Origin of the sequence: Gillisella taibaishanensis, assembly GCF_001938985.1 — a bacterium.
Lineage (GTDB): Bacteria > Pseudomonadota > Alphaproteobacteria > Rhizobiales > Rhizobiaceae > Allorhizobium > Allorhizobium taibaishanense.
Genome location: NZ_MKIN01000020.1, coordinates 322,473 through 344,695, shown reverse-complemented (window position 1 = coordinate 344,695; position 22,223 = coordinate 322,473). Strand labels below are relative to the sequence as shown.

At 59.2% G+C, this 22,223-nt stretch carries 19 protein-coding genes; 11 read left to right on the top strand and 8 right to left on the bottom strand.

Going from position 1 to position 22,223, the window contains the following annotated elements:
- The first annotated feature begins 58 nt into the window (after window positions 1-58).
- The 5 genes from BJF91_RS06825 to BJF91_RS06805 all read left to right on the top strand — a co-directional run bounded on the left by BJF91_RS06825 (window position 59) and on the right by BJF91_RS06805 (window position 5,941).
- Window positions 59-1,147 (top strand): HD domain-containing phosphohydrolase, encoded by a 1,089-nt coding sequence (locus tag BJF91_RS06825; protein ID WP_075613723.1) that lies wholly within the window; start codon window positions 59-61, stop codon window positions 1,145-1,147.
- A gap of 299 nt (window positions 1,148-1,446) precedes the next feature.
- Window positions 1,447-2,496, top strand: coding sequence for a dihydroorotase (pyrC, locus tag BJF91_RS06820; protein WP_075613722.1), 1,050 nt, complete (start codon window positions 1,447-1,449; stop codon window positions 2,494-2,496).
- Window positions 2,497-2,850: 354 nt separating this feature from the next.
- Entirely contained in the window at window positions 2,851-4,026 is a 1,176-nt protein-coding gene (locus BJF91_RS06815) for a GGDEF domain-containing protein (RefSeq protein WP_075613721.1), read from the top strand.
- Between the two features lie 200 nt (window positions 4,027-4,226).
- Window positions 4,227-4,919 (top strand): orotate phosphoribosyltransferase, encoded by a 693-nt coding sequence (locus tag BJF91_RS06810; protein ID WP_075613840.1) that lies wholly within the window; start codon window positions 4,227-4,229, stop codon window positions 4,917-4,919.
- Between the two features lie 95 nt (window positions 4,920-5,014).
- Window positions 5,015-5,941, top strand: coding sequence for a carbohydrate kinase family protein (locus BJF91_RS06805; protein WP_075613720.1), 927 nt, complete (start codon window positions 5,015-5,017; stop codon window positions 5,939-5,941).
- Window positions 5,942-6,065: 124 nt separating this feature from the next.
- Here BJF91_RS06805 and BJF91_RS06800 read toward each other — a convergent pair whose 3' ends face one another.
- The 3 genes from BJF91_RS06800 to BJF91_RS06790 all read right to left on the bottom strand — a co-directional run bounded on the left by BJF91_RS06800 (window position 6,066) and on the right by BJF91_RS06790 (window position 10,230).
- Complete coding sequence (locus BJF91_RS06800) at window positions 6,066-6,797, bottom strand: SDR family oxidoreductase (RefSeq protein WP_075613719.1); 732 nt, start codon at window positions 6,795-6,797, stop codon at window positions 6,066-6,068.
- Window positions 6,798-6,809: 12 nt separating this feature from the next.
- The gene (gene pgi / locus BJF91_RS06795) at window positions 6,810-8,435 is read right to left on the bottom strand and encodes a glucose-6-phosphate isomerase (protein WP_075613718.1); all 1,626 of its coding nucleotides are present in this window, start codon (window positions 8,433-8,435) and stop codon (window positions 6,810-6,812) included.
- Between the two features lie 94 nt (window positions 8,436-8,529).
- The gene (locus BJF91_RS06790; RefSeq protein ID WP_075613717.1) at window positions 8,530-10,230 is read right to left on the bottom strand and encodes a long-chain-fatty-acid--CoA ligase; all 1,701 of its coding nucleotides are present in this window, start codon (window positions 10,228-10,230) and stop codon (window positions 8,530-8,532) included.
- A 286-nt stretch (window positions 10,231-10,516) separates the two neighbouring features.
- Between BJF91_RS06790 and BJF91_RS06780 the strand changes: the two genes are divergently transcribed.
- Window positions 10,517-10,798 (top strand): BON domain-containing protein, encoded by a 282-nt coding sequence (locus BJF91_RS06780; protein ID WP_075613715.1) that lies wholly within the window; start codon window positions 10,517-10,519, stop codon window positions 10,796-10,798.
- A 152-nt stretch (window positions 10,799-10,950) separates the two neighbouring features.
- On the opposite strand, the gene glgX is transcribed toward BJF91_RS06780, so the two are convergent.
- Window positions 10,951-13,035 carry a glycogen debranching protein GlgX gene (glgX, locus tag BJF91_RS06775; protein WP_075613714.1) on the bottom strand — a complete coding sequence of 695 codons (2,085 nt, stop codon included), beginning with the start codon at window positions 13,033-13,035 and terminating at the stop codon, window positions 10,951-10,953.
- 204 nt (window positions 13,036-13,239) lie between these two features.
- Here glgX and BJF91_RS06770 point away from each other — a divergent pair, with 204 nt between their 5' ends.
- The 4 genes from BJF91_RS06770 (at window position 13,240) to BJF91_RS06755 (ending at window position 16,639) form a co-directional block, all read left to right on the top strand.
- The gene (locus tag BJF91_RS06770; RefSeq protein ID WP_075613713.1) at window positions 13,240-14,022 is read left to right on the top strand and encodes an SDR family oxidoreductase; all 783 of its coding nucleotides are present in this window, start codon (window positions 13,240-13,242) and stop codon (window positions 14,020-14,022) included.
- 180 nt (window positions 14,023-14,202) lie between these two features.
- On the top strand, window positions 14,203-14,607 hold the full coding sequence (locus BJF91_RS06765; RefSeq protein ID WP_075613712.1) for a response regulator: 405 nt from the start codon (window positions 14,203-14,205) through the stop codon (window positions 14,605-14,607).
- 146 nt (window positions 14,608-14,753) lie between these two features.
- A complete protein-coding gene (locus BJF91_RS06760; RefSeq protein WP_075613711.1) occupies window positions 14,754-15,353 on the top strand; it encodes a DsbA family protein in 600 nt (199 codons plus the stop codon).
- An 11-nt stretch (window positions 15,354-15,364) separates the two neighbouring features.
- Entirely contained in the window at window positions 15,365-16,639 is a 1,275-nt protein-coding gene (locus tag BJF91_RS06755) for a glycerate kinase type-2 family protein (protein ID WP_075613710.1), read from the top strand.
- 45 nt (window positions 16,640-16,684) lie between these two features.
- Here the strand turns inward: BJF91_RS06755 and BJF91_RS06750 are convergent, their stop codons facing one another.
- From BJF91_RS06750 to BJF91_RS06740, 3 genes are all read right to left on the bottom strand, one after another.
- The gene (locus tag BJF91_RS06750) at window positions 16,685-17,674 is read right to left on the bottom strand and encodes an Hsp33 family molecular chaperone (RefSeq protein ID WP_075613709.1); all 990 of its coding nucleotides are present in this window, start codon (window positions 17,672-17,674) and stop codon (window positions 16,685-16,687) included.
- Window positions 17,675-18,018: 344 nt separating this feature from the next.
- The gene (gene argF / locus BJF91_RS06745; protein WP_075613708.1) at window positions 18,019-18,936 is read right to left on the bottom strand and encodes an ornithine carbamoyltransferase; all 918 of its coding nucleotides are present in this window, start codon (window positions 18,934-18,936) and stop codon (window positions 18,019-18,021) included.
- A 52-nt stretch (window positions 18,937-18,988) separates the two neighbouring features.
- Entirely contained in the window at window positions 18,989-20,197 is a 1,209-nt protein-coding gene (locus BJF91_RS06740; RefSeq protein ID WP_075613707.1) for an aspartate aminotransferase family protein, read from the bottom strand.
- 430 nt (window positions 20,198-20,627) lie between these two features.
- Here BJF91_RS06740 and BJF91_RS06730 point away from each other — a divergent pair, with 430 nt between their 5' ends.
- Window positions 20,628-21,179 (top strand): GcrA family cell cycle regulator, encoded by a 552-nt coding sequence (locus tag BJF91_RS06730; RefSeq protein WP_075613705.1) that lies wholly within the window; start codon window positions 20,628-20,630, stop codon window positions 21,177-21,179.
- 205 nt (window positions 21,180-21,384) lie between these two features.
- Here the strand turns inward: BJF91_RS06730 and phoB are convergent, their stop codons facing one another.
- Window positions 21,385-22,068, bottom strand: coding sequence for a phosphate regulon transcriptional regulator PhoB (phoB, locus tag BJF91_RS06725; RefSeq protein ID WP_015914768.1), 684 nt, complete (start codon window positions 22,066-22,068; stop codon window positions 21,385-21,387).
- Window positions 22,069-22,223: the final 155 nt, after the last annotated feature.

The window sequence follows — 22,223 nt, the reverse complement described above, 5'->3', positions numbered from 1 at the left end:
GGGCGACCGGAGCCTGCGGATAATGAAACCGAGAGGCCTGACGGCCGCGGAGGCTGTAATGCGTATATTGCTTGTTGATGATAACAACACGAATTTGAAACTGCTGACGCGGCTGGTCAAAAAGATCGACCGATGCGAAGCCCTGCCCTTTCCGACCCCGGAGGAGGTACTCTCCGCTCTGCCGGACCTGGATTTCGATGTTGCCATTATCGACTATCAGATGCCCGTCTATAATGGCGTCGAACTCTATACGGAAATCGTGCGCTTTGAAAAATATGCACAAGTGCCGGTCGTGTTCATCACTGCCGATCTGGACATGACGACCCGTATGGCTGCGCTCAATGCCGGTGCCATCGATTTCCTCACCAAACCGGTTAATCCGGTCGAGTTCCAGGCCCGCATCCAGAATATCGTCAGCCTCACGGTCGCCCGTCGTCAGCTTGCCGAACAAGCCGAATGGCTGCGTCGGGAAGTGGATAAGGCCGTGAGCGAACTGCGGCAGCGCGAACAGGAGATCATCGAGCGCCTCACCCTGGCGGCAGGTTACAAGGATCCCGAGGCATCCCGGCATACGCTCAGGGTCGCGGCCTATTCCCACGCCATCGCCAGGGAAATGGGGCTTCCTGAGCAATTTTGCATCGACCTGAAGCTGGCCGCGCCCATGCATGACATCGGCAAGGTCGCCATGCCTGATACAGTCCTGCTGAAACAGGGCCGGCTGACAGAATCCGAATACCGTCAGATGCAGTCCCACGCCCAGATCGGCAGCGATATCCTCGCCCAGTCCCATTCCTCGCTGCTACAGCTTGCCTCCGAAATCGCCGCCAGCCACCACGAACGATGGGACGGCCAGGGATATCCAAACCGCCTTGCCGGCGATGCCATCCCGCTATCCGGCCGCATCATCTGCATTGCCGACAATTTCGATGCGCTGACTTCCGAGCGGCCCTACAAGCAGGCCTGGTCTTATGAACGGACAGTGGAACATGTTCTGTCGCGGGCGGGGACCCAGTTCGATCCGGATTGCGTCGCGGCCTTCGAGCGTGCCCTGCCGGCCATCCGTGAGATGATGGAAGCGGACCGCCGCGAACAGGCCGAAGAAGCCGCTCGAAAGACTGCGGCTCCGCCGCTTGGAAAAATCGCCTAAAGTGTCTCGGGTTCTGATTGAACCAGATATAGTCCACAGTGCCGTGCGCCAGATATGGCGCGCAAAGGCTGCATGCAGCAAATTAATTATATTTTATCATGAATAAGATCGCAATTTCGGGAATCAAGCCGTATACCGATATGGCCCTTGCCTCGAGCGAGGAACGTGATATCGACAAATCGGCTTGAGAGGCACAGCCGCTCCAGCCTTTTGTCTGTGTGCATTTCCGAACGGGAAACCGGTTCCTAGTTCCCCTGGAAATGCGAGAGATCGCGTCTAAGCCCCGCTGGAGATCCGCCATGACCTCGCTCACCATCCGCCGCCCCGATGACTGGCATCTGCACCTGCGCGACGGCGCCATGCTGGAAGGGGTGATCGCAGATACCAGCCGGCATTTCGCCCGCGCCATTATCATGCCCAATCTGGTGCCGCCTGTGGTGACGGTGGCGGACGCAGAGGCCTACCGCGAGCGGATCTTAGCCGCCCTGCCGAAAGGCGACCGCTTTCAGCCGCTGATGACGCTTTATCTCACCGAGCATACTGACCCTGACGACGTCGAAAAAGGCAAGACGAGCGGCCTGATTACCGCCGTAAAGCTCTATCCGGCCGGGGCTACGACCAATTCCCACGGCGGCGTGCGCGATCTCGACAAGGCCATGCCGGTGCTGGAGCGCATGGCAAAGATCGGTCTGCCGCTTTGCGTCCACGGGGAAGTAACGACGCCTGAGGTGGATATTTTCGACCGCGAAGCCATCTTCATCGATACTGTGCTCGACCCGCTGCGCCGTCGCCTGCCGGAATTGAAGGTGACGATGGAGCATGTCACCACCTCCGACGGCATCGATTACATCAGAGGAGCCAAGAGCAATCTGGCGGGGTCGATCACCACCCATCACCTGATCATCAACCGCAATGCCATTCTGGTCGGCGGCATCAAGCCCCACTATTACTGCCTGCCGGTCGCCAAGCGCGAAAGCCATCGGCTGGCGCTACGGGCGGCGGCAACCTCGGGCGACAGCAGGTTTTTCCTCGGCACGGATTCTGCACCCCACGTCGATCCATTAAAGGAATGCGGCTGCGGCTGCGCCGGCATCTACACCTCGATCAACACGATGAGCTGCCTTGCTCATGTATTCGAAGAGGATGGCGCTCTCGATACGCTCGAAGCCTTTGCTTCACTGAACGGCCCAGCCTGGTATGGAATGGCGCCGAACGAGGATACCATCACCCTCGTCAAGCGCGAGACACCGGTTGCATACCCCGCCAAAATCGAGACTGGCGCCGGCCCGGTCACCGTATTCGATCCGATGTTTCCGCTCCACTGGGCGGTCGACAACGACGGTTTCTGATAGGTTGCCGATCAAAGCTGAGGAAGCGTTGGATAAATGGCACCTCCAATGCCTCCAATGATCCTGCGGCAACCTTTTGGTAGTCATTCTCCTAGAGAACAGAAATACTACCAAACAGCAGGCGCGTATGCTTGGAAATTTGACCGTCATTTTGTGACGATCGGAGTGGCATGCTGCAGCGCGGTAGAAAAAGTTTGACTTTCACAACCCGTTGTCGCACGCTGCAATCAGAAGTGCTTGGAAGGAAGTACCAGTAAAAACATTGCGTTGCAGGTAATATTGGATTTTCGATCTTTCCCGGGAGTATGCGATGACTGCATTACTGGGATCCATTCATTCTTCTCTAGGGTAAGCATGATGCTGGACATCAGTTCTCTCCTACTTGCCTTGGGCGTTTCCACTTTCTGCCTTCTCTTCACGTTCCTTGGGACCTGGATTGCGCGCCGGGAAGTCTCGTTTCTCCTGAGCTGGGCCGTTGGGCTTTCTCTCACCATGCTCGGCATCATCTGCTACAGTGTGTTTACGGCATCACCTTCAAGAGGCATGGCGGCATTGGCCTGCTCATTGATGACGTCAGGTTTCCTGACATTGCATGCCGCCGCCCGGCAGTTTCGCACGGGTCATTTCCCGGTTCCGCGTCTGATCGTCTTCTGTGCTTCTGCCGCCATTCTGCTCGCGGGCGCGTTTCTGTCGGGCTATGGCGGCATCGGCTTCATTCTGCTCAACACCATCACGGCCGTCATCATGCTGGCAATCGCCCGCCAATACTGGCTCGCACGTGCTGAATCGCCCGGCGTCCTGAGCAGCATGGCCGCCCTTTACGGCATCACCAGCGCCTCCTTCCTGTCCTGCGCGCTGGCTCTGATCCATAAGGGCGTATGGGACCTCGCTGTTGCGCCGTCAGGCTGGACGGAAGATCTGAACATGGCTGTCTGCATCGGCGGCATGACCGGCATAGGCGCTCTGTCCCTGACGATGCATCAAGCGCGGATCACCGCGCGCCACAGGCGCGATGCGCTGACGGACGCCCTGACCGGCCTTGGCAACCGCCGCGCCCTTTTCGACGCCTACGGATCGAAAACCTTCCATGAAGACATGGCCGTGCTGGTGTTCGACATCGACCGCTTCAAGTCGATCAACGACCGCTATGGTCATGCCGCTGGCGATGACGTGATCCGCAACATCGCCATGGAGCTGAAATCGGCGACGGGTCTTTCCAGCATAACCAGGATGGGTGGCGAGGAATTTGCAGCCGTCCTGGAAAACGCAGCACCCGGCCGCGCCGAATGGATTGCCGAAAAGGTGCGCCGCCAGTTCCAGGACCGCGAAATCAACGTCAATGGCGAAAGCATCTCTGCGACAACAAGCATCGGCATCGCTTACGGCATAGCCTCCGGCCTGACGTTCGAGGCAATCCTCAGTCTTGCCGACGACGCACTTTACGCGGCGAAGCGGCAGGGTCGCAACCGGACGGAACTGGCGCTTGCGAGCTGGCATGACGACAGTGCTACCGGCGCAGATCGGGCTTGAGCGTCCCTGTTGGCATAGGCGGCATTTCCTGTCCGACCGTCAAGCTTCTCCTCTGGCCTGCCCCGTCGCTTCCTGCTATGGGCATGACGATCAGTCGCTGGAAGGGTGAGATGTAGATGTCGCCTGCGGCGACGGATCATTCGCCAACGCCGGAAGAGCCAGATTTTGAGCAATTCCAAGGCTACCAGATAGGAGCGCCGATGATCCAGACTTCCTTTTCCGATCCCGCCATCATGGCGGAACTGCTCGCAAAAATGCTCTGGGAAATCAAGGCGGTGCATTTCAACGCAAGCGAGCCTTACAAGCTGGCATCAGGCATGCGCAGCCCCGTTTATATCGACTGCCGCAAGCTGCTGTCCTATCCGCGTATCCGCTCCACAGTGATAGATTTCGCAGCTGCGACGCTGCTCAGCAACGCCGGCTTCGAGCAGTTCGATTGTATTGCCGGCGGTGAGACAGCCGGCATTCCCTTCGCAGCCCTTCTCGCCGACCGCCTGTCGCTGCCGATGATCTATGTGCGCAAGCAGCCCAAGGGCCACGGTCGTAATGCCCAGATCGAAGGCCACATGCCTGATGGCGCGCGGGTACTCGTCATTGAGGATCTGACCACGGCCGGCGGCAGCATGTTCACCTTCATCGATGCCGTGCGGGCCGCCGGCGGTGTGGTCGATCATGGCATCGCCCTGTTCTTTTACGGCATCTTCCCGGAAGCGCATCAGCGCTTCGAGAAGGGCAACGTCAGGCTTCACTACATCGCTACCTGGCGCAATGTCCTTGAAGTGGCCAAGCAGCAGAAGCTGTTCGACGACAAGACCCTGTCGGAAGTCGAATCCTTCCTGGATGCCCCGCTCGAATGGTCTGGCCGCAATGGCGGCGTCACCACGCTCGGCTGAGAGGTAGCGAAGAATTGCCACAAGGGCTGGCAATTCTTCGCTCAATGATTTAAATCGATTGAAGTTTATCTGAAGATCCGGATTGGGAGGTCAGAATGATCCTGTGTTGCGGTGAAGCCCTGATTGACATGCTGCCGCGCGAAACCACGCTCGGCGAGCGAGGCTTTTCGCCCTATGCCGGCGGTGCGGTCTTCAATACCGGCATTGCGCTTGGCCGGCTCGGCGTTGCAGCAGGCTTTTTCACCGGCCTGTCCGACGATATGATGGGCGACATCCTGCGCGAGACACTGCGGGCGAGCCATGTGGATTTCAGCTACTGCGCCACCCTGTCGCGGCCAACGACGATTGCTTTCGTCAAGCTGGTCGACGGCCACGCCTCCTACGCATTCTACGATGAAAACACCGCCGGCCGGATGATCACCGAAGCCGATCTGCCAACGCTTGGCGACGATTGCGAAGCGCTGCATTTCGGCGCCATCAGCCTGATCCCCGAACCCTGTGGTTCCACCTATGAGGCGCTGCTTAACCGCGAGCACGCCACCCGGGTGATCTCCCTCGACCCCAATATTCGCCCCGGCTTCATCAAGGATAAGGCCGCCCATATGGCCCGCATCCGCCGCATGGCCGCATTGTCCGATATCGTCAAATTTTCCGATGAGGATCTGGCATGGTTCGGGCTTGAGGGCGACGAGGACACGCTTGCCCGCCACTGGCTGCATCACGGCGCCAAGCTTGTTGTCGTAACGCGTGGGGCCGACGGTGCCGTTGGCTATACCGCGGAGCACAAGGTGGAAGTGCCAAGCGAAAAGGTAACTGTTGTCGATACGGTCGGCGCCGGCGACACGTTCGATGCTGGCGTGCTCGCCTCGCTGAAGATGCAGAACCTGCTCACCAAGCAGCAAGTGGCCAAGCTGTCTGAGGACCAGATCGCCAAGGCGCTGGCACTCGGTTCCAAGGCTGCGGCTGTTACCGTATCCCGCGCCGGCGCCAATCCGCCTTTCGCGCATGAGATCGGCCTTTAAGGTCGATCATTTTCCCGAAACCTTAGAGCGCTTTGCCACATATTTGATTGGCACCGAAGCGCTCTAACTTTTTATTTTTACGCATTTCCGAACGGAAAACTGCTACGCACTTTTCCTGGAAGTGCTATATCACCCCGCCATTGGCGTGGATGGTCTGGCCGTTGATCCAGCCGCCCTCAGGGCCTGCCAGGAAGGCAACGGCCGCAGCGATCTCTTCCGGCGTGCCGATCCGCTCCAGCGGTGCCAACTTGGCAAAGGCTCCAACCGCATCAGGCGTCTTCCCATCCAGAAACAGGTCCGTTGCCGTCGCGCCGGGCGCGATGGCATTGACTGTAATGGTTCGGCCACGCAATTCCTTGGCAAGGATAGAGGTCATGGTCTCGATTGCCGATTTGGTCGCGGCATAGATGCTGTAATTGGCGGTCCGCATTGCCGCGACACTGCTGGAAATGTTGACGACCCGGCCACCCTCGCGCATCCGTCTGGCCGCCTCGCGCATGCCGAAAAATGTGCCGTTCAGGTTGACGGCAATTTGGCGTTCAAACATGGCATCGTCGATCTCAGCCATTGGCCGGCGCACCATGATGCCAGCATTGTTGACGAGGATATCGACGCCGCCGGCAATCGCCTCGGCCTTGTCGAACAACAGCGGAAACGTAGCCGGATCGGCAATGTCGGCCTGTGCGGCAAAGGCGGCACCGCCCGATGTCAAGATTTCGCCAGCCAGAAGCTCAGCCCCGTCCCCATCGAGATCGCTGACGAGGACGGTGCAGCCGTCTGAGGCGAGACGCCGGGCAATGGCGGCGCCGATGCCGCGTGCGGCGCCCGTCACGATCGCCAGTCTTTGCCCGGTCAATTGCTGTTTTCCTTATCCGGCCAAATGGCTCAAGGCGCCCACAAGGCCAGTCGTCGAGGCATCCTGGCCGTCAGTGCCGGCCTTGCCCTGCACCACCGGCAGCAGGCCGGTCGCCAGTTCCTTGCCCAGTTCCACGCCCCATTGGTCGAAGGAATTGATGCCGAACAACACGCCTTCGACAAAGACGCGGTGTTCATAGAGCGCGATCAGCCGACCGAGCGCGAACGGCGTCAATTGCTCGTAGACGAAGGTGATCGATGGGCGGTTGCCGGTGAAGACCCGGTGCGGGGCGATGTGGTCGGCCTTGGCCGCGTCCATGCCGGATTTCAGAAGCTGACCCTTTGCTTCTTCCAGAGTCCTGCCCTTCATCAGCGCCGCCGATTGCGCCAGGCAATTGGCGATCAGCAACTCGTGCTGGTGGCGCAGTTCGGGCTCGAACCCCTTGGCTGCGATCATGAATTCAGCCGGAATGACGCTCGTGCCTTGGTGGATCAGCTGGTAGAAAGCGTGCTGGCCATTGGTGCCGGGCTCGCCCCAGACGACGGGGCCAGAATTGCCCTTGACCGGCGTGCCGTCCAGTGTGACGCCCTTGCCGTTCGATTCCATATCGAGCTGCTGCAGATAGGCCGGGAAGCGCGACAGGCGCTGATCGTAGGGCAGGATGGCACGGGTCGGATAGTCGAGCACATTGCGGTGGAAATAACCGATGGCGCCCAGCAGCATCGGCAGGTTTTCGCGGAAAGGCGCCGTGCGGAAATGGTTGTCGATCGCATGAGCGCCCGACAGGAATTCGGTGAAGTTATCGGCACCGACGGCAATCATCAGTGGCAGGCCGATCGCCGACCAGATGGAGTAGCGGCCGCCGACCCAGTCCCAGAAGCCAAAGACGCGCTCGGAACCGATGCCGAAGGCGCCGACCTTGTCCAGCGCAGTCGAGACGGCGGCAAAGTGATCACCGACCGCCTTTTCGCCCAGAGCGTCAGCAATGAAGGTGCGGGCCGTAGCGGCATTGGTCATGGTTTCGATGGTCGTGAAGGTCTTGGACGCCACGATGAACAGCGTCGTTTCTGGCTGCAGCAGCTTTAGCGTGTCGGCGATATGAGCACCGTCGACATTGGAAACGAAATGCAGGCGCGGACCATCATGGAAGGGCGCCAGCGCCAAAGTCGCCATGGCCGGACCAAGGTCTGAGCCGCCGATGCCGATATTGACGACATCGGTGATCTGCTTGCCGGTCGAACCAGTTATCGTGCCCTGACGCACACCTTCGGCAAAGCCGGACATGGCATGCAGGACAGCGTTGACATCAGGCATGACATTCTTGCCGTCAACGACGACAGGGGTGTTGGCGCGGTTGCGCAGCGCCGTGTGCAGCACGGCGCGACCTTCAGTGAAATTGATTGCTTCGCCGGCAAACATTGCCTCGCGCTTGGCCGCCACGCCACCCTCGGCGCAGAGCTTTTCCAGTTGCACCATGATCTCATCATTGACGGCACATTTGGAGTAATCCATCAGCAGATCGTCCATGCGGGCGGAAAACCGCTCGAAACGTTTGGGATCGCTTGCAAATGCGGCGCGAATATCAGTGGCGGCAGTGGCCGCAACGGTGGACTTCAGCTGTTCGACGATGGCGTGCATGAGCATACTCCAATCCAATGACGGACGGGAAACTAGCGCATAAAGTTGAAATTCCAAATCGCTTTGATAGAAAAATCGCGACCTCACCCCTTGGTCATGGTCGCAAATCCTTGCGCAGGATTTTTCCGACATTGGATTTGGGCAATTCATCGATGAAAGCAACGTGGCGCGGGCGCTTGTAATTGGTCAAATTAGCCGCGCAATGATCCTTCACCTGCTGCTCCGTCAACGTCTCGTCCTTACGCACCACAAAGAGTTTGACCGCTTCGCCCGAATGCGGGTCCGGCACGCCTATGGCTGCTGCCTCATGGATGCCAGGATGCATGACCGCGACTTCCTCGATCTCGTTTGGATAGACATTGAAGCCCGAGACCAGGATCATATCCTTCTTGCGGTCGACGATCTTGGTAAAGCCCCGCGCGTCCATAAAGCCCACGTCACCGGTCCGGAAGAAGCCGTCCGGCGTCATGACGCGTGCGGTTTCTTCCGGACGCTGCCAGTAGCCGGCCATGACCTGCGGTCCGCGGATGCAGATCTCGCCGACCTCGCCCAGCGGCATGCTGCGACCTTCCTCATCTCGGATATCCACATCCGTAGAGGAAATCGGCATACCGATACAGCCGCTGAACTCTGCGGCATTCATCGGATTGGCCGTCGCCACCGGGGAGGTTTCCGACAGGCCGTAGCCCTCGATGATCGGGCAGCCGGTGATCTGCTGCCAGCGTTCGGCAACCGGCCTCTGCACCGACATGCCGCCACCAAAGGTCAATTGCAGGTGGGAAAAATCGAGCTTGCGGAAGGCCTCATTGTTCATCAACGCGTTAAAAAGCGTATTGAGGCCGATGATGATGTTGAAATCGTAGCGCGACAGCTCCTTGGCAAAACCCGGAATGTCGCGTGGATTGGCGATCAGCACGTTATGACCGCCGCAGGCGATACCCATCAGCGCGTTCACGGTCAGCGCGAAGATATGGTACAGCGGCAGAGCGCAGACAAACAGCAACGGGTCCGGCCGTGGACGATTGTCAAAAGCCGAGCCGAGCCAGAAGGACATCTGCATCGTATTGGCAATAAGATTGCCATGGGTCAGAACCGCGCCCTTGGACACACCCGTCGTGCCGCCGGTATATTGCAGAAAAGCGATATCGCCGCGTGTCAACGCCTCTGGCCGGAAACTGACTTTACCGCCATCGGCAAGCACACTCACGTAGCTCCGGGCATGGGGAATGGACCAGGCCGGTACGAGTTTCTTGACCTTGCGAACGATAAAATTCACCAGGTGACCTTTCAGCCCGAGCATGTCCCCCATACTGGTCACGACCACCCGCCGCAGCGCCACCTTGTCCAGCACTGCCTGCACCGTGTGGGCGAAATTCTCGAGTACAAAAATCCCGACTGCGCCCGAATCCTTCAGCTGATGCGTCAGCTCGCGCGGCGTGTAGAGCGGATTGACGTTGACGACGATCATGCCGGCCTTGACGATACCGAAGACGATGATCGGGTTCTGCAGGATATTGGGCATCATCACGGCGATCCGGTCGCCCTTGTTGAAACCTTCCGCCTGTAGCCAAGCGGCGATCTTCGTCGCCTGCTCCCCCAGTTCATGAAATGTCAGGGAGCGACCCATACTGGTAAAGGCCTTGCGATCCGCATAGCGCGAGCAGCTGTCATCGAACAGTTCAGGCAGCGTCTCGTGATCGAGTGGCGGCAAGGTTGCGGGCACCGAGGCCGCATAGGATTCAAGCCAGATGCGTCGAGACGCGAAATCGCTTTCAGGCGCTGACAGCGTAGTCATTCCTCACTCCCTTGCTCATCGGTTCCGCCCGCCCTCCTCAAGGCTGCAACGGTCCGTTTTCTCATTCTCTCTCCCGGTCCAATTATATGGTGCGGCGTAGCAGGAGAGCGCAAGAGCAAAGCTATAATAACCTTGACGTAAACGTCAATTATGACTTTGCAGAAAAGCGATTCCCGCCGCAACTCCTGGTCGATTTTTTTGAAGACCACCTGCAGATCCATATCGGATTGAACCAAGGCCGCTGTCGTGCGTTGAAAGATCGAGGTTCGAGACAAAGGAGAGTGTCATGGTTTTCAAACCTGCCAAAACCTTCGGTGAGACGCCTGAAATCATCGAAGAAAATCCGGCACAGGCCGAGCTTGAAGTCGCCGTTGCCGCATTGCTGGCGGAATCCGACGGAATCGACGCGACTGAAGTCGAGGTCACCTCGATTGGTGACGAAATTTGCCTGATGGGGAGCGTGCTGACGGAAGCTGAAGTTGACCGCGCCGTCGAAGTCGCCCTCTCCGTTCCCGGCGTCTACAAGGTCTCTGTCGATCTCGAGATCGTCAACCGCACCCTGCATTAAGGCCGCCAAGAGATATCACACAAAAGCCCGGGATTTTTCCCGGGCTTTTGTGTTTGTCGTTTTTATCTTGGAGGCAGTTAAAGGCGGTTAGCCGACTCGACAGGCGTGAAACCGGCGCGCCATCATCGGCGACACCGGCTTTTCCACTTGCCTTATGCTAGCGACCTCAGCAGCGCCATGCTTCTCGGTAACAGCTTGAAGCTTTCGCCTTGCCTGACCTTTTCGCCCTGGCGGTCAGGATCGCCGGTGATCAGCTCCAAAATTCGCTCACCGCCGCTTTCCTTGGGGATGGTGAAAGTCGTTTCTTCATCAGCCGGATTGAACAGCATCATGATATCCGACCAGATGCCTTCCTCAGCTTGCAGATCATCCCGGTGAATACGGGCAATGAGGGCATTGTTATTTTCCCATGCTTCAGGGGTTTGCCGTCCACCGCTGACGCTGTACCAATCAATCACAAGGCCATCGCGCCAGTTTTCACGGCGCAGCAGCGGCTGCTGTTTACGCAGTGCAATCACCCGGCGGGTAAACTCACGCAATTCATCGGCGCTGTCAGGGAGGTTTTCCCAGTGGACCCAGCTGATTTCGCTGTCCTGGCAGTAACCGTTATTATTACCCATCTGCGAGCGACCGAATTCATCGCCAGCGAGAATCATCGGTGTTCCGTGGGAAAACAGGAGCGTAGCGAGAAAATTGCGCTTCTGGCGCTCGCGCACTGCGTTGATGCCCTCGTCGTCGGTCGGGCCTTCGTGGCCATAGTTATGGCTGCGATTGTCGTTGTGACCGTCGTTATTGTCCTCGCCATTGTCCTCGTTGTGCTTGCTGTCATAGGACACGACATCATTCAGCGTGAAACCATCATGGGCGGTGATGAAGTTGACGCTAGCCCAAGGGCGGCGACCGCGCTGATCGTAGAGATCACCGGAGCCGAGAAGGCGAGCCGCAAAGTCGGGCGCACAATTGTCGCCGTTCAGCCAGAATTCGCGGCAGCTGTCGCGGTATTTGTCGTTCCACTCGGCCCAGCCTGGCGGAAAGCTGCCAACCTGATAGCCGCCCGGCCCGATATCCCAGGGCTCGCCGATCAGCTTAACGCCGGCAAGTGTCGGGTCCTGCGTAACCGCATCGAAAAAGCCGCCACGCTGGTCGAAGCCTTCAGGCTCGCGGCCAAGGATGGTGCCGAGATCGAAGCGGAAGCCGTCGACATGCATGTCCTCGCTCCAATAGCGCAGTGAGTCCATCACCATCTGCAGCACGCGCGGATGGGAGGTGTTGACCGTATTACCGGTGCCGGTGTCGTTGATATAGTAGCGGTGATTGTCCGGCAGCGTGCGATAATAGGAGAAATTATCGATGCCCTTGAACGACAGCGTCGAGCCGAGTTCGTTGCCTTCAGCCGTGTGGTTATAGACAACGTCGAGAATGACTTCGATACCGCCATCGTGGAAGGCGCGCACCATATCGCGGAAGCCCTGAACGCCCTTTGGACCGTAGTAGCGGTGCGCCGGCGAGAAGAAGCCGATCGTGTTGTAGCCCCAATAGTTCTTCAGACCCTTGTCGAGAAGTGGACCGTCATCGGGGAAGGCATGGATCGGCAGCAACTCGACCGAGGTGATGCCGAGGCTTTTAATATAATCGACAGCGGCCTTGTGGCCGAGACCTTCGAAGGTGCCGCGCAGGTTTTCGGGAATGGCGGGATTGAGCTGGGTGAAGCCTTTGACATGGGTCTCATAGACGATCGTATCGGCCCAGCTGATACCTGGTCGGCGGTCACCGCCCCAATCGGCCTCGTTGGGATCGACAACCCGGCATTTCGGCATAAACGCGGCGCTGTCGAGATCGTTGAAAGACAGATCCTTGTCCGGATCGTCGAAATGATAACCGAAGACGTTGGGCGACCACTTGATGTCGCCGACCAGTTCGCGGGCGTAAGGGTCGAGCAACAACTTGTTATGATTGAACCGATGACCATTCTCCGGCTCGAACGGCCCGTGAACACGGTAGCCGTAAAGAGCTCCCGGCTTTAGCCCGGGAACGAAGCCATGCCAGATCTCATTGGTATATTCTGGCAGGTCCATCCTGGCGATTTCGTGGGTGCCAGACGAATCGTAAAGACATAGTTCGACCCTGGCGGCATGGGCGGAAAACAGAGCGAAATTGACACCCTCGCCGGTATAGCGAGCGCCCAATCGCTCCCATTCGCCCGGAAGGATGTCGAAACTGGTCTTGATCATATCCATTGTGCTCTCGTCTTTCCGGCCGACCCCATGGCCAGCCTGCCCCTTAAAGTAGGGCTAAGGTCGCACCAGTAATTCCTCCGGGATTGCTTTGTTCCTTTCACAAACGACGGAACTTTTTAACCGTGCAACTGTTCGTGCCCGTGGGCCCGCGCAGATCTCCTCAATCGTGCGGGCGATTTTTCTTTCACATCTGAAGGAGGCCTTATGGGCAAGGATAGAAGCGTGGCGCTTATCACCGGCGCCGGCTCAGGCATTGGCCGAGCGACAGCCCTGAAGTTGGCAGAGGACGGATGCGCGGTAGCACTGCTTGGGCGCACAAAGGATGAGCTGGATAAGGTTGCCGGGGAGATCAGCAGCAACGGCGGCGAGACGCTGGTGCTGGTGGCTGACATCGCTGACCATGCCTCCATGCAAGCCGCCGTTGAGATGCTGCTCACCTGGAAGAACAGGTTGGACATCGTCGTGGCCAACGCTGGCGTCAACGGTGTCTGGGCACCGATCGACGCTCTGCAGCCGGACGAATGGGACCGGACGATGGCGATCAACCTCAGGGGAACCTACCTGACGCTCCATTTAACCGTGCCGCATCTGCGCCGCAACGGCGGCGGCAGCATTATCGTCGTCTCGTCCATCAACGGTACGCGCACCTTCACAACGGCGGGCGCCACCGCCTACAGCGCCACCAAGGCCGGGCAATTGGCCATGGTGCAGCAGCTCGCCGTGGAACTGGGGCAGGATCGCATCCGCATCAACGCTGTGTGCCCCGGCGCGATCGATACTGAGATCGACGACAACACCAGCACACGCGACCTCGATAGGCTCGATATTGTGCAGCCACCGCAGCGCCAGCAGATCCCACTTACCGGCGGCACACCCGGCACGGCCCAGGAAGTCGCCGCTGTGATCGGCTTTTTGGCCAGTGATGCGGCACGCCATATCACCGGTACCCCCGTTTGGATCGATGGCGCACAAAGCCTCATTCGATAAAATGCGAGGACTTACCTTAAACAGACCCTAGTAAAAAAGGAGGACAACATGAAATCTGGGCGTGCAGGTGCAAATATCGATGGATTTTAACCTTTCGTTAAGCATGAAATACTGTTTTTGGCCCAAAGTTGAACAAAGGTCGACGTGGCGCGTTAGCCGCTCAGACAAGGAGACGATGTCATGAAGCCAGAGCCAGAAACGATCTTGATTGTGGAAGACGATGCGTTCATTTCGATGGACGCGGCTGACAGCGTTGCCCATGCCGGCGCCAATGTCGTGACAACGGAAACGGTGAGTGACGCGCTTCTATGTCTTGAAGCAAACCGCATCACCGCAGCCATTCTGGATTTCCAAGTTCTTGACGGCAAGATAACGCCCGTGGTCGAGCGGCTATGCCGGTCGGGCATTCCCTATCGCGTCGTTTCAGGCTCGCCCCTCCAGGAAATCGTCGCCTGCGGCATCCCAGCCGACAGGATCATTCCCAAGCCCGCCGATTACACCAATGTGATGGTTGAATTGGTTCGGGAGCGGCCGTGGTCCACACTGCGGGCGACCAGCCATGGAGCTGTTCCTGTCAGCCCTTGAGATAATCGAAGCCATCGGATCAAACACATAAATTTTTCTATCGCTTCGTCGGCCACATGATAATCTGGCTGCGCTGCTCAGCAGATGACGAAGAGACCGCCTTCCGGTTCGGTGCGAACTTGCGGGCCTGATGGAAGATTTCACCAATGATCACCCGCCGAGGCCTCGTTGCCGCCGCTGCCTTGTCTATTGCGGCACCCAGCCTGTCCAGAGCGGCAGAGCCCAGCCAGCAGGACATCTTTTTCGATAAAGACATTCCTGTCCTCGGCAATCCCAAGGGCGATGTGACCATCGCCGAATATTTCGATTACCAATGCAGCTTCTGCAAAACCTACCACCCTGTTGTGAGCAAGGTGGTGAAGGATGACGGCAATGTGCGGCTGGTGATGAAGGACTGGCCGGTTTTTGGCTCGGCATCCGTCTATGCTGCCCAGGCGGTACTGGCCAGCGCCGCCCTTGGCCGCTACCGGGAAGCCCAGGACGCCCTTCTTGATCTCAAGGGTCGCATGACGCCCGATGCGGCCGCCCAGGCGTTCAAGGACATCGGCCTCGACATGACTGCCGTGACATTAGCCGTCAACAAGAACAGCAAGACCATATCGAGGGTGCTGGACCGCAACTGGCTGCAGGCGGAAGCGCTGAAGTTCCGCGGCACGCCCTCCTTCGTGATCGGTAAGACGCTCTATCCCGGTGCGCTTGATGAAGCAGCATTGAAAGAGGCCATAGCCAAAGCCCGCGCGGCCTGAGGTTTCCGGTCATGACCTCATCGTCGCTTGCTCCCCGCCCATTTCTTGCCTCGCTGTTTGCCGCTGCGGTCGCGGCGGCCGATCCGCTGCAAGGTATCCGCGCCCATCTACCGGCAAGACCGAAAGGCCGCACTGTCGTGGTGGGAGCCGGAAAGGGCGCGGCCCAAATGGCCGCAGCCCTGGAGTGCCTCTGGGATGGCCCGCTGGAAGGCGTGGTGGTGACCCGGTACGGCTATGGCTGCTCCCTCAATCGCGTAGAGCTTCTCGAAGCCGCCCATCCTGTGCCTGACGCCAATGGGCTCGCGGCCTCGGCGCGGCTGAAACAGGCGGTTGCACCGCTTGGTCCCGAGGATCTGGTGATAGCATTGATCTGCGGCGGCGGTTCGGCTTTGCTTCCCGCTCCTCCCTCCGGACTGACGCTCGAAGACGAAATCGAGTTGAACAACCAGCTTCTCGCCTGCGGCGCGCCGATCTCGGCTATGAACGTGGTGCGCAAGCATCTGTCTACCATCAAAGGCGGCCGGTTGGCGGCACTGACCAAGGCTCCAGTCGTCAGCCTGATCGTGTCGGACATTCCCGGCGACAATCCCGCCCATGTCGCCTCAGGCCCGACCGTGCCGGATCGCTCAACCCGATATCAGGCGCTAGAGATCGTCAGCAGCTATGGCCTTAATTTGCCCCAGGCAGCACTCAACTATCTGCAAACACCGGCGGCCGATGCGCCCTTGCCAGACGATCCGGCATTCGCGCGCAATCGGCATCATGTCATCGCCTCGGCCGGTGTCTCTCTTGAGGCGGCAGCAAGATTGGCGGAGGCGGCAGGCGTCAAAGCCGCAATCCTGTCGGACAGTGTGGAGGGAGAAGCCCGCGACGTCGCATCCGTCCATGCCGCACTCGCCCGTGAAATCGCCTCGAAGAACCGGCCTTTTGCAAAGCCGGTGGTCCTGCTGTCGGGCGGCGAAACCACCGTTACGATCCGCCAGGGCGGACCTCTCGGCCGTGGCGGGCGCAACAGCGCCTTTGCTCTTGCGGCGGCGCTTGGCATTGCCGGGCATGACGTCGATATTCTCGCAGCAGACACAGACGGTATCGACGGCACAGAAAACAATGCCGGTGCCTTTGCCGATGGCACCAGCATACTGCGGCTAAAACAACTGGGGTTGGATGGCGCAGATATGCTTGCCGGCCATGACAGCTACAGCGCTTTTAACGCCTTGGGCGACCTGTTCATGACAGGCCCGACGGGCACCAACGTCAACGATTTCAGGGCGATCCTGATCCGCTGACGTGCGCCCGCCGCACCGACAACACGCTCCAGCAGCCGTTAAGCCTTACGCCGGAGTGAGTTCGTCAACCTCGTAGCGATAGGTGGTCGAGCAGAACTCACAGGTAACAGAGACGGCGCCGTCTTCTTCACTGGCGGCGATTTCTTCGGCACTGAAACCCTTCAGCACGCCCTTGATCTTATCACGCGAGCAGCTGCAACGGTCATGGACCGGCTGGGGTTCGTACACGCGGACGCCACGCTCGTGGAACAGGCGAAACAGCAGCCGTTCCGCGCCGATTTGCGGATCGGTCAGTTCGTCGCCATCGATCGTTTCGACCAGCATGCGCGCTTCTGCCCAGTTGTCGTCTTCGGGTCGGTCATACTGGCTGTCATCGCCGTCGCCACCCGGCAGATCGCCTTGATGCATACGCTCAGGCGCTTCCGGCAGGAATTGCGCGATCAGGCCACCGGCCCGCCAGGTATGGCGCGGCTTTCCGGCCTCGTCGCGGTCGAACAGTTCGGCCACGGCAAGCCGCACCCGGGTCGGGATCTGTTCCGACTGCCTGAAGTAGAAACCGGCGATATCTTCGAGCGACGACCCATCGAGCGGCACGATGCCCTGATAAGGCTGCATGTAGTTACCCTGGTCGATGGTAAAGGCGAGCACACCTTTGCCCAGAAGATCGGTCGGTGACGATTTGCCCTCGGCGAGCGACTGGGTAAGCCGCTCTTCATCGAAGCGGGCATAAGCACGGACATTTTCAGGCGTGGCGAAGTCGCAAACCAGCAGATCCACCGGGCCATCGCTCTTGGTCTGAACGACAAACTTGCCTTCGAATTTCAGCGAGGTGCCGATCAGCACCGTCAGCGCCATCGCCTCGGCCAGCAAACGGGCAACTGCCGGCGGATAATCATGGCGATCAAGGATGGTATTGAGCAACGGCCCAAGCTGCACGGCGCGGCCGCGCACGTCCAGATCCTCGACCTGGAAAGGCACGACCCGATCGTCGCCGGCAAAGCCGAACTCACCCAACTGGCTCGATTTGTCTGACATAACAACACTCCTGGCACGAAAGCATGGCTCAGCCTTTGCAGCAGCAAAGGCGCGCTGCAATCTGAGACGACCGCCTGACAACGATTATTAGACCATTTCATCATTTCGATGAAATGGTCGAGACTGTTCTTCACGTTTCCGGATGGAAAACCGTCAAAAGGCAAAGTGGAACCGTCATACGGATTTGCAACGATACGACGGCACCAAACCTTAAAACTAAGCGGTGAGATGGGGACTTGCCGCCGAAAGATCAAGCGGCAAATCTGCGTATCAGCCATTCGTTGCTGATGTGACGCTGATGGCACAGATCAAGGCTCCTCGCCTTCCCAGGGGGCTCTTTGCCGTCAGACTGCGCCGAAGCACCAGGCAAGAATGGATTTCTGGGCATGCAGCCGGTTTTCCGCCTCGTCGAACACGACCGATTGCGGCCCGTCGATCACGTCGTCGGTCACTTCCTCGCCACGGTGCGCTGGCAGGCAATGCATGAACAGCGCGTCGGACTTGGCCTGTTTCATCAGTGCCGAATTGACTTGAAACGGCTGGAACACATTGTGGCCGCGCGCCTTGTGCTCGAGGTTCATCGACACCCAGGTATCGGTGATCACGGCATCGGCGCCAGCCACGGCCCGGTCGGCATCATGGCAAAGCATGATTTCGCCGCCATTGTTGCGCGCCCAGTTGAGGATCTGGTCTTCCGGCTCGGAACCGAGCGGCACGGCCATGTTCATGCGGTAGCCGAAGCGGGCAGCGCCTTCTACCAGCGAATGCAGCACGTTGTTGCCGTCACCGGTCCAGGCCAGCGTCTTACCCTTGATCGGGCCGCGATGTTCCTCGATGGTCATGATATCAGCCATGATCTGGCAAGGATGGGTCAGATCGGTCAACGCATTGATGACGGGAACGGTAGCGTGCTCGGCCAATTCCAGCAGGCGATTGTGGTCCGTGGTGCGGATCATGATCGCGTCGACATAGCGTGACAGAACACGAGCCGTATCGCCGATGGTTTCAGCGCGGCCAAGCTGCATTTCCGTGCCCGACAGGAACAGCGTTTCGCCACCGAGTTGGCGCATGCCGACATCGAATGACACACGGGTGCGGGTCGACGGTTTTTCGAAGATCATCGCCAGCATCTTGCCGGCGAGCGGCTTGTCGGCCACGCCGGCGCGGGTTTTGGTCTTGCGATCATGGGCGTCGGAAAGAATGGTTTGCAGGTCCTCGGCGGTCACGGCCGAAAGATCGAGAAAGTGCTTAGGGGATGCCATTGTCTTACCTGTGGTTCAAGCCTTGGCCTGTGTTTCAAGCCTGGCCCGTGGTTCAAGCCTGAGCAGCCTGCGGGGCGGCCTTTGCGGTCACGGCCTCGGCGGCCTGCTCAATGCGCTTCAAGCCTTCGCGGGCCTCCTCGGCCGTCAGCGTCAGCGGCGGCAGCAGACGAATGACGTTGTCACCGGCGGGCACACCGAGAATCTGCTCCTGACGCATGGCCTGCAGCAGTTCAGCCGATGGCAGCGCCGCCTTGATACCCATCATCAGCCCTTCGCCGCGGATTTCGGCAATCACACCGGGAAAGCGATCCTTCAGGCCGGCAAGACCTTGGCGCATGACGAGCGCGACATCGCGGACATTCTGCAGGAAGCCGTCACCCAGCACGATATCAAGCACGGCATTGCCGACTGCCATGGCCAGCGGATTGCCGCCATAGGTCGTGCCATGCACGCCCGCCGTCATGCCAGAGGCTGCCTCTTCGGTCGCAAGGCAAGCGCCGAACGGGAAACCGCCGCCAATGCCCTTGGCCACGGCCATGATATCAGGCGTGACGCCAGCCCATTCATGGGCGAAAAACTTGCCGGTGCGGCCGACGCCGGACTGGACTTCATCGAGAATGAGCAGCAGGCCCTTCTCATCGCAGATCGTCCGCAATTCGCGCAGGAACTCATTGGGCACGGTGCGGATGCCGCCCTCTCCCTGGATCGGCTCGATCAGCAGCGCTGCCGTTGCATCCGTGATTGCCGCCTTCAGCGCATCGAGATCGCCGAAGGGTACCTGGTCGAAGCCAGCTGCCTTGGGGCCGAAACCTTCGAGATATTTTTCCTGCCCGCCAGCCGCAATCGTCGCGATGGTCCGGCCGTGGAAAGCGCCTTCGAAGGTGATGATGTGGAATTTTTCCGGATGGCCCTTGCTGTAGTGGTAGCGCCGGGCAGTCTTGATCGCACATTCCAGCGCTTCCGCACCCGAATTGGTGAAGAACACCTTATCGGCAAAAGTCGCCTCGACCAGCCGGGCCGCCAGACGCTCCTGGCCGGGAATTTCATAGAGATTGGAGAGATGCCAGACCTTTTCCGCCTGACTCTTCAGCGCCTCGACCAGATGCGGGTGGGAATGACCGCAGGAGGTTACGGCAACGCCGCCGGCGAAATCGAGATACCGCTCGCCGCTTTCGGTGATAAGCCAAGGGCCCTCGCCTCGCTCGAAACGCAGCGGCGCACGTGAAAACGTGTTGAACAGCGGCGTTGATGTCTGAGCCATGACGGGCAATCCTTTCGAGCGGCTTTTAGAAGTCTGCGAGATGTTACGGTCATCCACCTTAAAAACCGGTGGAAAAAATTAAAAATGCCGCCTTTCGGCGGCGTTTGCACTATTCCGGCTTCCGCCTCCAATGTCAACAAAACATCGGCGCGCAGGCCTTCGACAGCAAAGCCGCCACACTCTTTCCGCGAGTACCGGCCAATAAAAAAACCGGTGGATAGCAAGTTGGGGAAAAGCCTGAAATTCGATTCATGATGATTCGGCGACTCTTGTCAGGGAGTCAGGCTCACACTAGGTTAATGACGAATTACTACACTGCATGCGGCGGAAAAAGTCTCCAACAACACGAGGGAAGTTGGGGCTCCGGAGTCTTCCGGGGTAAGGATGATGGATTCTGCGCCAAACGCGTGCAAAAGGCGGAGATTGCGGCATGAACTGGACGGACGAGCGCGTCGAAAGACTTACGAAATTATGGGCGGAAGGACTGAGCGCCAGCCAGATCGCCACGCAGTTGGGCGGCGTTAGCCGCAATGCTGTGATTGGCAAGGTGCATCGACTGTGCCTGCCCGGACGCGCCAAGGCAGGTGGCCCTGCAGCAACGCCGGCCCGCACACCGAAGCGTCCCGCGCCATCTGCGCCACGGCCTTCGAACTTTGCCGCCCGTCCCTCGGCTCCCGCTCCGCGGGCCGCGTCCCGCCCGGTTGCCGCGACCGCGCTGAACGACGATCTCGCGCTTGATATGGCCGAAAATCTGGCGCCGATGCCGGTTCTCAACAACACCATTCTGCCGACCTCGCGTCGCCTGTCTCTGACGGATCTGACCGAGCGCACCTGCAAATGGCCGGTCGGCGACCCGATGACCGACGAATTCCATTTCTGCGGCTGCGACAGTCAGGACAATTCGCCTTACTGCAAATACCACGCAAAGCTCGCCTATCAGCCGGTTAACGAACGCCGCCGGGCAGCAGCCAACGCCCGCTAAAGCGTTTTTAGGGAGGGCGGGACCGGTTTCCCTTCCTGAAAATGCGCGAAAGCAAAAGGTTAGCGGCCGCCTGCCGGCCTCCGACATTCGAAAATGTAAAAAGCGGGCCAACAGGCTCGCTTTTTACGTTGAACCATAGCCGACAAGCGTTTGGCTGCCGGCAGATCAGAGACTTCATTCAAGCCCGCAAAGACTAAGTAACCTATCAGGCTTCCATCGAATAGCCGGCGCCGCGCACCGTGCGGATCACGTCCTGCATGTTGGAAAAATTCAGTGCCTTGCGCAGACGTCCCACATGCACATCCACCGTGCGCTCATCGACATAGATGTCGTGACCCCAGACGCCGTCGAGCAGTTGCGAGCGGGAAAACACACGGCCGGGTGAGGTCATCAGGAATTCCAGCAGCCGGAATTCGGTCGGGCCGAGACGCACTTCGCGGCTTTTCCGGTGAACGCGATGGGTTTCGCGGTCTAGCTCGATATCGCCGCAGCGCAGCAGGCTGGAGAGCACCTCGGGCTTTGCCCGGCGCAGCATCGCCTTGACCCGAGCCATCAGTTCCGGCGTCGAGAACGGCTTGACCACATAATCGTCGGCGCCGGTGGCAAGACCGCGTACCCGCTCGCTTTCCTCGCCGCGCGCCGTCAGCATGATGATCGGCAGGCGTTCGGTGTCGGGGCGCATCCGCAGCCGACGACACAGCTCAATGCCGGAAACGCCTGGCAGCATCCAATCGAGGATCAGCAGGTCGGGCACCCGCTCCTGCAGGCGCAGTTCGGCCTCGTCGCCCCTCAGAATAGTTTCGACCTCGTAGCCTTCCGATTCCAGATTATACCGCAGCAATACGCTGAGGGCCTCTTCATCTTCAACGACAGCAATTTTCGGCAGCATTTCGATCCCACACCTTCAATGAGAGAGCCGTTCCGCACGCTACGTCTCGTCCGCTCAGGCGAACCAAGGCAAATCGCATGGAATGACGTTGGTACAGCATGTCTGCGTCTCACAGGACGCTTGCACTGCGACTGAAAGCCGGCCCGATGCCAGGG